Below are 11071 nucleotides of genomic sequence, written 5' to 3' on the forward strand. Positions count from 1 at the left end.
CGGCTCCGGCGCGCGGACCGGCGCGGCCCTCCCTACAGTGCCAAACATGAGTGCCACGCTGGAGGAGACCCGGGGGACCCGCAACCGCTTCCTGAACCGGGTTCCCGACGCCTTCGGGGCGTTCTTCGGAACGCTGGGGCTGGTGTGCGCGCTGCTGGCGCTCTCCCCGACGCTGCGCAGGCTCCTGCGGCCCGTGGTGCGCTTCCTCGACGACTTCGTGGTGCCGGTCAGCGAGAACCTCGCGTACGCCGTCTTCCTCTTCCTCCTCGCCGCCGCCCTCGGCACCCGCAAGAAGATCGCCTGGTGGATCGTCGTCACCTATCTGGCCCTGCTGATCCTCGTCGACCTGCTGATCATCGCCGACGGGGACTTCTGGGTCGGCGGCCCCTCGATGGCCCTCGCCGTGGTGGCCCTCGGCATCCTGGTCGCCGCCCGCAAGGAGTTCTACGCGGACTCCCGGCCCGGCGCCGTCTGGCGGGCCATGCTCGTGCTCGGCCTGGGGCTGCTCGGGGCGGTGTTCCTCGGCTGGGCCCTCGTCGCGCTCTTCCCGGGGACCCTGCCCAAGGGGCAGTGGCTGGACTGGGCCGCCAAACAGGTCTTCGGCGGGCTCTTCTCCGCCCGGCAGTTCGACGGCCGCCCGGCCCACCCGCTCTACTTCCTGCTCGGCCTCTTCGGCGCCCTCGCCCTGCTGAACGCGGCCGCCACCCTCTTCCGCTCGCAGCGCCTGACCGCCGCCCTGCACGGGGACGAGGAACCCCGGATCCGCGCGCTGCTCGGCGCCTACGGACGGGGCGACTCCCTCGGCTACTTCGCCACCCGGCGCGACAAGGCCGTCGTCTTCGCCCCGAACGGCAAGGCCGCCGTCACCTACCGCGTCGAGGCCGCGGTCTGCCTGGCCAGCGGCGACCCGGTGGGCGATCCCGGCGCCTGGACCCCCGCCATCGACGCCTGGCTCGCGGTGGCCCGCCGCCACGGCTGGCAGCCGGCCGTGATGGGCGCCTCCGAGGACGGGGCGACCGCGTACGCCCGCTCCGGCCTGAGCGCCCTCCAGCTCGGCGACGAGGCCATCCTGCACGTGGCCCACTTCGACCTCGACGGCCGCGACATGCGGGTCACCCGGCAGGCCGTCAACCGGGTCGGGCGCACCGGCGCCACCACCCTGATCCGACGCCACTCGGCCCTCTCCGAGGAGGAGATGCGGACCATCGTCGACCGGGCCGACCACTGGCGGGACACCGAGACCGAACGCGGCTTCTCCATGGCCCTGGACCGGCTCGGCGACCCCGCCGACGGGGACTGCCTGCTGGTGGAGGCCTTCGACGCAGGCGGTGAGCTGATCGCCCTGCTGTCCTTCGTCCCCTGGGGCAGGGACGGCATCTCCCTCGACCTGATGCGCCGCGACCGCTCCGCTCCCAACGGGGTCATGGAGTTCATGGTGGCGCAGCTGTGCGCCGCCGCGCCCGGCCTCGGCGTACGCCGGATCTCCCTCAACTTCGCCGTGTTCCGCTCGGCCTTCGAGGAGGGCGGCCGGATCGGCGCGGGCCCGGTGCTGAAGCTGTGGCGCAAGCTGCTGCTGTTCTTCTCCCGCTGGTGGCAGCTGGAGGCCCTGTACCGCTCCAACGTCAAGTACGGGCCCGAGTGGTACCCGCGCTTCCTCTGCTACCAGGACGCCGGCTCGCTCGCCCGGGTCAGCCTCGCCTCCGGTATCGCCGAGGGCTTCGTCTCCGTACCGAGCATGCGCAAACTGTGGGGCAACGGCCATGCCAAGGGCCTCACCGCCCCCGCCAACACCGCCGGGCTGCCCTCCATCGACTCCCTCGGCCTGGACCTCGTGGGGCAGGACGGGGAGCGGGCCCCGGCCGAACGCCTGCCCGAGCAGGTCCGGGTGCGGCACGCCAAGCTGGAGCGGATCCGGGCGGCCGGAACCGACCCCTACCCGGTCGGGATCCCGCAGCGCACCCACACCGTCGCCCAGCTCAAGGCCGCTCACCCCGGCCGGGCGCCCGGCAGCCGTACCGGCGAGCGGGTCACCCTCGCCGGGCGGGTGATGGTCGTACGGGACCTCGGGGGCGTGGTCTTCGCCGTGCTGCGCGACTGGACCGGCGACTGCCAGCTGATGTTCACCCGCGAGGAGTCGGGGCCCGGCGTACTGGACGCCTTCACCTCCCAGGTCGACTTCGGCGACCACGTGGTCGCCACCGGCGAGGCCGGCGCCAGCCGCAGCGGGGAGCCGTCGGTCGTGGTCGGCTCCTGGCAGCTCACCGGCAAGTGCCTGCGCCCGCTGCCCGACAAGCGCAAGGGCCTGGCCGACCCCGAGGCGCGGGTCCGGCGCCGCTACCTCGACCTGGTCGCCAGCCCCGACGCGCGGGACGTCGTACGGGCCCGCTCCCACGCCGTCCAGGCACTGCGTCAGGGGCTGCTGGACCGCGGCTACCTGGAGGTCGAGACCCCGATGCTCCAGCAGATCCACGGCGGCGCCAACGCCCGGCCGTTCCGCACCCACATCAATGCCTACGACCTCGACCTGTACCTGCGCATCGCGCCCGAGCTGTACCTCAAGCGGCTGTGCGTCGGCGGTATGGAGAAGGTCTTCGAGATGGGCCGCACCTTCCGCAACGAGGGCGTCTCCTACAAGCACAACCCCGAGTTCACGATGCTGGAGGCCTACCAGGCCTTCGCCGACTACGACGTGATGCTCGACCTCACCCGCGAGCTGATCCAGGGCGCGGCGACGGCGGCCTTCGGCTCGCCCGTCGCGCACAAGGCGGGACCGGACGGGAAGCTCGTCGTCCACGACATCTCCGGGCCCTGGCCGGTGAAGACGATGTACGGGGCCATCGGCGAGGCGCTCGGCGAGGAGGTCGACGCCGACACCGAGGAGCACGTGCTGCGCGCGCTGTGCGACCGGGCGGGCGTCCCGCACGGGCCCAAGGACACCCGGGGCGACGTGGTCCTGGAGATGTACGAGCGGCTGGTGGAGGAGCGGACGAAACTCCCCACCTTCTACAAGGACTTCCCGACCGACGTCTCCCCGCTCACCCGCCAGCACCGCAAGGACCCCAGGCTGGCCGAGCGCTGGGACCTGGTGGCCTTCGGCACCGAACTGGGCACCGCCTACTCGGAGCTGACCGACCCCGTCGAGCAGCGCCGCCGGCTGACCGCCCAGTCGCTGCTGGCGGCGGGCGGCGACCCCGAGGCGATGGAACTCGACAACGACTTCCTCGACGCCCTGGAGTACGCCATGCCGCCCACCGGAGGACTGGGCATCGGCGTCGACCGGCTGGTCATGTTCCTCACGGGTCTGACGATCCGCGAGACGCTGCCGTTCCCCCTGGTGCGACAGAGCTGATCAGCGGGGTGGCTGGTCCGAGGGGGTGACGGGGGCGGGGCGCGTCCGCGCCTCTCGACATCTGCGGCGATGTCGTTGATACGTAGTAATAATGAAAAATGACGAGCCGACAGTAGGGCGACGCATGCTCCTGCGTACCGCCGTCTTCCTCGGAATCGCCGCCGCCTCCGGCCTGGTCACCGCCGGCGAGGGCGGCCCCCAGGGCGGATCCACCGCCGGCGCCCCCGCCGGCGCCCCCGGCGCCGCTCCCGGACCGGCGCCCGGGCCGGCGGGCGCCGCCGGAGCCCCCGGGCTGCGCCCCGAAGGGCCGCCCGACAAGTCCTACCGGCTGCGGCCGATGACCGCCGAGGCACCCGCCCGGCCCCCCGTCGCCAAGCCCGCCGTCCGCAGCCGGCCCATCCTGGAGCTGCCCGCCGAAGCCGCCGAGGGCAGTTCCATGGTGCTGACCTTCGACGACGGCCCCGACCCCCGCTACACCCCGGCCATCCTCGACACCCTCGCCCGGTACGGGGTCCGCGCGATGTTCTTCGTCTGCGGGGAGATGGCAGCCGAGAACCGCGACCTGCTGCGCCGGATGACCACCGAGGGGCACGTCATCGGCAACCACACCTGGACGCACCCGCTCATCCCCACGCTCGGCCGCTCCGCCCTCGAGGCCGAGATCGGGCGCACGAGCGAGGTCGTGCAGCAGGCCGTGGGCCAGGCCCCGCAGTGGTTCCGGGCGCCGTACGGGGCGTGGAACCGGGCCGCCTTCGAGATCGGCGCCGACCTGGGGATGGAGCCGCTCGCCTGGACCGTGGACACCCTCGACTGGAAGGAGCCGGGGACCGCCACGATCATCTCCCGGGTGCTGGGGGGCGCCGCCCCCGGGGTGATCGTGCTCAACCACGACGCCGGCGGCGACCGGTCGCAGAGCGTCCGGGCGCTCGAGGCGTACCTGCCCCAACTGCTCGGACGCGGCTACCGGATGACGCTGCCGACCCGCTGAGGGCGCGGTACCCCCTCCGGCGGGTCGGGGAGGTGGCCCCCGGCCCGCCGGGGCCCGTCGCGCCCTGGAGGGAAACGTTCCGTCAGCGGGTCGCCACCATCCGGGCGAAGACGACCACGTTGCCGTCGTACCCCTTGGCCTTCGAGTAGGCGCCGCCACAGGTGATCACCCGGAGCTCCGCGTGCCCGGTGTCCCCGTACACCCGGGCTCCGGGGAAGGCCTCCTTGGAGAACACCTCCACTCCGTACACCTCGAAGACGGCGATCCGCCCGTCGTAGCGCTCCACCTCGATCCGGCTGCCCGGCTTGACCGAGCCCAGGCCGTAGAAGACCGCCGGGCCCTGCGCGTTGTCCACGTGCCCCACGATCACCGCCGAACCCTGCTGGCCCGGCGAGATGCCGTTGAGGTACCAGCCCGCCAGGTTGCGCTCCTGCGGTGGCGGGGCGTCGATCCACCCCTGCGCGTCCAGCCCGACCGTCATCACCGGCGCGTCCACGTTGATCGTCGGAATCCGGACGCGCTGCACCGACGAGTGCTCCAGCACCTCCAGGTCCGCCGGCGGCGTCGGCGCCGGCAGCTGGTCCGCGCGCACGGCGACGGCCGCCGCGGCGGTGGGCTGCGGCGGCCCGTCCTCGGCGTTCGCCCCGTTCCTCATCATGGCGAGGCCGCTGAGCATGACCAGCGCGAGGACTCCCCAGGGGGAGCGTCTCCTCGGCGGCTGCTCGCACTCGTCCTCGGTCATGGCTCTCCCTTCCCGACGCGGGGGTCCCGACCCGCGTTCATGTCCCTCCCCGGTACGCCCTTCTTCACGCACGTTAAGGGTGCACGGCCGGGACGGCGATCGGGGAAGGGCGAACGGGTGGTGCGCCCGGTTGGGGTGCGCCCATCCAGGTATTCGTCACATAAATGCCTGACGGCTCATGACCTGCGGATCCGTCAGATGATCAGTCCGCGCTTCGGCGTGTCGCTCAACCGGGCGGCCCAAAGGCGGAAATGCGCTGGTTGCGAGCCGCGCCGAGGGTTCGTGATGGGAGGCGTTCTCGTCGATCTGCCCGGGCCACCGCTCCGGGGCGCTTCCCGCTGGAGGTTCCACCATGCGTGTTCTGCGCGCTCTCACCGTGACCGCGGCCGCCTGCGCCGCGATCGGGCTCAGTGCCTCGTTCGCCGCCGCGAACTCGCCGCAGGGCGGCGGCAACGGCCCCAGCAACGTCACGGTCAACCCGTACTCCGTGCACCAGGGTGCCTCGATGCAGGTCAGCGCCGCGGGCTGCGGCCACGGCGGCACGGTCTGGTCGAACGGCAACTTTCCGCAGACGAACCTGTCGGCCGGCTCCATCGGCTTCGCGACCGTCCGGATCTTCAACCACGCCTCGCCCGGCCACCACACGCTGTCGGTCAAGTGCCACGACAACAGCCTGGTGGCCACCCACCGGTTCACGATCCTGCCCGGCAACGGAGCACAGGGCGGTATCGGCGGTTCCTTCGGCCCGTCCACCGCCGAGACGGCCATCGGCGCGGGTCTGGTGGGCGTCGCGGCACTCGGCGCGGGCGCGCACGTGATGCGCCGCCGCCGTCCGGCGGGCTCCCGGGGCTGACGCCGCCCGGCCCCCGCCGCCGTCCGCCCCGGGTCCCGCCCAGGACCCGGGGCGACCGGTGGTGGCCGGCGGTCGGCGACGGCGCGGGGTCAGTGGCCGCGGGCCTGGCGGCGCCGGCGCAGGGCGTACGCCGTACCGCCCGCGGCGGCGAGGAAGAGCGCGGCGCCCGCACCGAGTTCCAGGGGGTCCATCCCGGCCACGCTGCCGCCGAGCCCGCCCCGCACGCCGAGGGTGGCTCCGGCGGAGCTGCGGGTGGTGGGAGTGGTGCGGGTGGCCGGGGTGGTGCGCGTGGTGGGGGTGGCGCGCGGCTGGATGCCGGCCGTGGTGCCCGTGGAGGGGCTGGGCCGGATGCCGGTGGTGGAGCTGGTGCTGGGGCTCGTCGTACCGCCGGCGATGGTGAGGTCGGCGGAGCCGTTCTCCCCGTTGCAGGTGAAGGTGACGGAATACAGGGCTCCGCGCCGGGCGTCACGGTCCACGGTGACCCGGACGGTCTGTCCGCGCGCGATGCTCACGGTGTCGAAGACCCCGGAGGAGGCGGTGGCGTAGGCGGCGTCGCAGTTGGTGACGGAGAGCGTCACCTGGCCGCCGGGGGCGACCGTGGAGGGGGTGACGGCGAAGCCGAAGGAGGTGACTTGCGCCGGCTCGGCCGCCGGGGCGGAGGGCGCGGCGAACACGCCGAACGCGAGAACGGCGCCGGCGGCGCCGGTGCTCAGCAGGGCGATGGCGGAGCTGCGTATCGCACCCATGGTCGGTCCTCCGGATCCCCGAGGGGCAGTCGCGCAGCGTCTCCGCACGTGGGGGGTCGTGCACCTCGATGTCCGCCACGCTAGGTGCCGGTCGGGTGACCCGCGATCAGGAACGGGCGAATGGGGCATGCCCGTAGGCCGAACCGGCGACGGGAGGCCCGCCCCCGGTTTCCCGGGAGCGGGCGCGCGTTCAGCTCTTCAGCCCCAGGTGCGGGAACTGGGCGAGGAAGGGCTCGGCGGTGGCGGCGATGCCCCGGCCGAAGGGGGCGTCGAAGTCCCAGATCAGGAAGAGCAGGAAGGCGATCAGCGCGCTGAAGAGGCCGGCCAGCAGCATCTCGCGGAAGGAGCGGCGGATCTGCAGGGTGAAGATCAGGCCCACCGTCACCAGGGCCCCGGCGATCAGCCCGAACCACACCACCCCGGGCATGGTGGCCCCGGCGCTCTGGCCGCGTGAGTTGCGGGCGTCGTCCACCAGCGCGACCTGGTCGACCAGCGGCTGGTAGGCCTGCCCCTCGTGGTCGGTCTGCGGCTCGTAGTCGGTGACGTCCCGGCGGATCTTCTCGAGCAGCTCCCCGCTGCGTTCGGTGAGGTCGCCGTCCTGGGCCATCTGCTCCCATTCCGTGTCGACCACGTAGGTCACGTACGCGTCGACGTCGGAGCGGATCCTCTTGCGCACGTCGGCCGGGTAGACCTCGGAGCGGACGCTGATCTCGTGCAGGGCCTGGGCCTCCTGGCGTACGTACTCCTGGGCGGCCCCGCGGCCCTCCCAGACGCCCGCGATCGCCAGGCCCAGCACGATCGCGTAGATCACCCCGATCATCATCGTCATGTACTCGATGACGTCCGGGGTCTCGTTCGGATCGTCGTCCTCGCCGATCCTGCGGTGGTTGAAGAAGGCGATGGACAGCACCACGGCACAGGCCGCGGCCATCGCGAGGGACAGGACGAGCCATTCCGACAAGATGACTCCAAAATCGATGAGCGGTGGGTGCGGTTCAGGGGGACACCCCCTAGCGCGGGCGCAGTGCGACGATCGCGAGCACGGCCGGGGCGGCGGTCATGAGGGTGAAGGTGACCGGTGAGACGTGGCGCTCCACCGGTTTGCGGGCGGGGGCGTGGTACGCGGGACGGGCCACGGGCCTGGGCGGCGGGGTCGCCGCCGGTGCGGGCGGTGGCTCGGGCGCGGGCGGTGGCGGGGCGGGTGCCTCGTACACCCGGGGCGCGGGCTTCGGTGCCGGTACCGGTACCGGCTTGGGCACCGGCACCGGCTTGGGGGCCGGTGCGGGCGGCGCGGGGGCCGGCTTCGGCGGCGGTGGCGGCGGGGTGGGCTTGGGGGTGGCGGCTTCGGCGGGGGAGAGGGCGGTGGTGGCGGTGGTGGCTTGGGGGTGGGCTTGGGCGGGCACGGCGGGGGAGGCGGCGGCGGGCAGTGGTGGCCGTGGCCGTGGCCACGACCGTGCCCGTGGCCGCGGCCGTCGTGATGTCCGCCACCTCGGCCGACTCCGCTCCCGCCGCTGCCGGCGAACGCGGACAGCTCGATGGAGGCCCCGTCGCCCGAGGTGCCGATCGTCGCGTAGGCACAGCTATCGGCCATGGCCGGTGTGGTGGACAACGCCGCCCACAGCAGGACCGGGACCGCCAGCAGGCGCCTGGCACAGGCTCTGTTCACCCGGGGAGCATGGGCCCGCGCGCGCCCGCGCACGCGGGGCGCGGCGTCGGTTCGCCTGAACGGGTGGAGTGTGGAGCGTAGAGGTTTGAGCCAGATTTGGAGCGCTTCTGATCGTTGGATGGCCAAATCCCAAAAGGTATTTGTCGGTTTCTTCGCCATCGATGTCGGGGTCCGCACGTGCCTTTGGTGTGTGACCAAGAACGGACCGCCAATTTCCGCTTTAGCTCGCCCTGTTGGGAAATGATCAGTACATTCGGCTCGGACAGCAGTCCGACCCCCGTCCCACCTCCCGGACGGACCCCCGCACGACCGCGGCACGACGACGCTTGGAGACCCCGATGGAACGCCCCGCCTGGGCCCCGCCAGGCATCGACATATCGGTGCCCAGTGTGTCCCGTATCTACGATTACTACCTGGGCGGCTCCCACAATTTCGAGGTCGACCGCCAGGCCGCCCGCCGCGCCATGGAATTCATGCCGGGTCTGCCCAAGATCATGCAGGCCAACCGGGCGTTCATGCGCCGCGCGGTCCGCCACGCCGTGGCCGGGGGCGTCACCCAGTTCCTCGACATCGGCTCCGGCATCCCGACCTTCGGCAACGTCCACGAGGTCGCCCGCGCCGCCAGCCCCGAGGCCCGCGTGGTCTACGTGGACCACGACCCGGTGGCCGTCGCCCACAGCCACGCCGTCCTCGCCGGCGACGACCGCACCGGCGTCGTCTCCGCCGACCTGCGCAAGCCGCAGGACATCCTGGGCTCCCCCGAGGTCGGCCGGCTCCTGGACCTGGACCGGCCCGTCGCGCTGCTGCTTGTCGCCGTACTGCACTTCCTGGAGGACACGGACCGGCCGTACGCCGCCGTCGCCGAGCTGCGCGACGCGCTGGCCCCGGGCAGCCTGCTGATCCTCACCCACGCCTCCTACGAGGGCATCCCGCTCACCGAGGAGGCCGCGGGCGGGGCCGTCGGCGTCTACCGGGACATCCGCAACCCGCTGGTCATGCGCCGCCACGAGGAGATCACCGGCTTCTTCGACGGGTTCGAGCTGCTGGAGCCGGGCCTCGTGTCCATGCCCGACTGGCACCCCGAAGGCACCGGACCCCTCGCCGACGGCGAGGCACCGGAGGATCCGTACGCCTTCTCGGGCTTCGGCGGCGTGGGACGCAAGCCGTGAGACTCCCCGCTCCGACGCCCCCGCCCGCCGGCCCCGCCCGCCCGGAGGCCGCCGGGGAGCCGACGCCCCCGCCGGCCCCGGCGGACCCCACCCCGCCGCCCGGCCCGCACCAGGGCCGGGCGCCGCTGCGCGAGCTGCGGAGCGGGCTCGAGGACCGCATCGCCCGCTTCGCGACCATCTGGGGGCGGGCCATCTTCCCCGTCACGGCGACCTCCCTGACCCGCCCCGAGTTCGAACAGCACCTCGTCCCCCTCGCCCGGACCCTGACCGAGGCCCTGCACGCCCGGCCCTTCGACGCGGGCGTCGCCCAGCGCGTGGGCGCCGAACTCGTCGCCGTGCACTGCACCGACCCCGAGGCGCTCGCCGGGACGCTCGGGGTGGTCGAGTCCTACCTGGTGCTGTACTGCGGCCCGGACGGCGCCGGGGCCGAGGGCACCGAGGAGTACCGGTCGCGCTGCGCCCGCCTCCAGCACGGCATCGCCGCCGGGTTCGCCCGCGCGCTGCGCGAGCGGACCCTGCGCGAGCAGGAGGCCATCGCCCGCTCCGCGCTGACGGCCCGCACCGACGCCCAGCAGGCCCTGCACGCCAGCGAGGAGCGCTTCCGGGCGGTCTTCGAGGGGGCGGCCGTGGGGATCGGCATCGCCGATCTGGACGGCAACGTCCTCGAGGTCAACGACACCCTCCTCAAGATGTTCGGCGGCCTGGAAGGGCACGTCCGCAGCCGCAACGTCAGCGAGTGGGGCCACCCCGACGACACCCCGCACGTCTGGCGGATGTACGGGGAGCTCGTGCGCGGGGAGCGCGAGCACTACCGGGTGGAGAAGCCCTACTACCGGCACGACGGGACCGTGCTGTGGACCAACCTGACGGTGTCCCTGCTGCGCGACGCCGACGGGGTCCCGCAGTACCAGCTGGCCCTGATGGAGGACACCACCGAACGCCGGCTGCTCAACCTCCGGCTGCGCTACGAGGCCACCCACGACGCCCTGACCGGGCTGCCCAACCGGACGCTGTTCTTCGAGCGGCTGGAGAAGGCCCTGAACGCCACCCCCGGCAGCCGCTTCGGCCTGTGCTACCTCGACCTCGACGGGTTCAAGACGGTCAACGACAGCCTCGGCCACTCGGCGGGGGACCGGCTGCTGGTGGAGGTCGCCGACCGGCTGCAGAGCTGCGCCACCGGACCGGGCGAGGTCGTCGCGCGCCTGGGCGGCGACGAGTTCGTGGCCCTGACGACCGGGCCCGCCGCCGACAACGAGGAGAAGGTGACCGACCTGGCGGTGCGCATCCTGTCGGCGCTGTCCACCCCCATCCGGCTGGAGGGACGGGAGCTGTCGGTGCGCGGCAGCATCGGCATCGTCGAGGGCCGGGCGGGCGAGCGCACTCCGGCGGAGGTGCTGCGCAGCGCCGACATCACCATGTACCGGGCCAAGGCGGCCGGCGGCAACCGCTTCGAGTTCGCCGACGCGGAGGCCGACGCCCGCGCCATCACCCGGCACGGCCTGACCAACGCCCTGCCGGCGGCGCTGGAGCGCGGCGAGTTCTTCATCGAGTACCAGCC

9 protein-coding genes are annotated in these 11071 nt (G+C 73.1%); 5 read left to right on the forward strand and 4 right to left on the reverse strand.

Annotation, left to right across the window (positions count from 1 at the left end):
• The first annotated feature begins 46 nt into the window (after window positions 1-46).
• Both lysX and OOK34_RS27660 read left to right on the forward strand, forming a co-directional pair.
• Entirely contained in the window at window positions 47-3349 is a 3303-nt protein-coding gene (gene lysX, locus OOK34_RS27655; protein ID WP_267036564.1) for a bifunctional lysylphosphatidylglycerol synthetase/lysine--tRNA ligase LysX, read from the forward strand.
• Window positions 3350-3473: 124 nt separating this feature from the next.
• Window positions 3474-4337: a polysaccharide deacetylase family protein gene (locus OOK34_RS27660; protein ID WP_267036565.1), complete on the forward strand. Its 864-nt coding sequence runs from the start codon at window positions 3474-3476 to the stop codon at window positions 4335-4337.
• Window positions 4338-4419: 82 nt separating this feature from the next.
• On the opposite strand, the gene OOK34_RS27665 is transcribed toward OOK34_RS27660, so the two are convergent.
• Window positions 4420-5079, reverse strand: a complete 660-nt coding sequence (locus tag OOK34_RS27665) for a class F sortase (RefSeq protein WP_267036566.1) — start codon at window positions 5077-5079, stop codon at window positions 4420-4422.
• Window positions 5080-5431: 352 nt separating this feature from the next.
• Here OOK34_RS27665 and OOK34_RS27670 point away from each other — a divergent pair, with 352 nt between their 5' ends.
• Complete coding sequence (locus tag OOK34_RS27670) at window positions 5432-5932, forward strand: hypothetical protein (RefSeq protein WP_267036567.1); 501 nt, start codon at window positions 5432-5434, stop codon at window positions 5930-5932.
• A gap of 89 nt (window positions 5933-6021) precedes the next feature.
• Here OOK34_RS27670 and OOK34_RS27675 read toward each other — a convergent pair whose 3' ends face one another.
• The 3 genes from OOK34_RS27675 to OOK34_RS27685 all read right to left on the reverse strand — a co-directional run bounded on the left by OOK34_RS27675 (window position 6022) and on the right by OOK34_RS27685 (window position 8081).
• Window positions 6022-6678 carry a hypothetical protein gene (locus OOK34_RS27675; RefSeq protein ID WP_267036568.1) on the reverse strand — a complete coding sequence of 219 codons (657 nt, stop codon included), beginning with the start codon at window positions 6676-6678 and terminating at the stop codon, window positions 6022-6024.
• A 190-nt stretch (window positions 6679-6868) separates the two neighbouring features.
• Window positions 6869-7639 carry a DUF4239 domain-containing protein gene (locus tag OOK34_RS27680; protein ID WP_267036569.1) on the reverse strand — a complete coding sequence of 257 codons (771 nt, stop codon included), beginning with the start codon at window positions 7637-7639 and terminating at the stop codon, window positions 6869-6871.
• A 49-nt stretch (window positions 7640-7688) separates the two neighbouring features.
• The gene (locus OOK34_RS27685; RefSeq protein ID WP_267036570.1) at window positions 7689-8081 is read right to left on the reverse strand and encodes a hypothetical protein; all 393 of its coding nucleotides are present in this window, start codon (window positions 8079-8081) and stop codon (window positions 7689-7691) included.
• Between the two features lie 601 nt (window positions 8082-8682).
• Here OOK34_RS27685 and OOK34_RS27690 point away from each other — a divergent pair.
• Window positions 8683-9513 carry an SAM-dependent methyltransferase gene (locus OOK34_RS27690; protein ID WP_267036571.1) on the forward strand — a complete coding sequence of 277 codons (831 nt, stop codon included), beginning with the start codon at window positions 8683-8685 and terminating at the stop codon, window positions 9511-9513.
• A 125-nt stretch (window positions 9514-9638) separates the two neighbouring features.
• The coding region (locus tag OOK34_RS27695) for a sensor domain-containing diguanylate cyclase (RefSeq protein WP_267036936.1) at window positions 9639-11071 on the forward strand (1433 nt) is incomplete at its 3' end.

Origin of the sequence: Streptomyces sp. NBC_00091, assembly GCF_026343185.1 — a bacterium.
Lineage (GTDB): Bacteria > Actinomycetota > Actinomycetes > Streptomycetales > Streptomycetaceae > Streptomyces.

What these genes read in the sequence shown, in the direction of transcription:
- lysX (WP_267036564.1), top strand. Translation starts at nt 47, where the DNA reads ATGAGTGCCACGCTGGAGGAGACCCGGGGGACCCGCAACCGCTTCCTG.
- OOK34_RS27660 (WP_267036565.1), top strand. Translation starts at nt 3,474, where the DNA reads ATGCTCCTGCGTACCGCCGTCTTCCTCGGAATCGCCGCCGCCTCCGGC.
- OOK34_RS27665 (WP_267036566.1), bottom strand. Translation starts at nt 5,079, where the DNA reads ATGACCGAGGACGAGTGCGAGCAGCCGCCGAGGAGACGCTCCCCCTGG.
- OOK34_RS27670 (WP_267036567.1), top strand. Translation starts at nt 5,432, where the DNA reads ATGCGTGTTCTGCGCGCTCTCACCGTGACCGCGGCCGCCTGCGCCGCG.
- OOK34_RS27675 (WP_267036568.1), bottom strand. Translation starts at nt 6,678, where the DNA reads ATGGGTGCGATACGCAGCTCCGCCATCGCCCTGCTGAGCACCGGCGCC.
- OOK34_RS27690 (WP_267036571.1), top strand. Translation starts at nt 8,683, where the DNA reads ATGGAACGCCCCGCCTGGGCCCCGCCAGGCATCGACATATCGGTGCCC.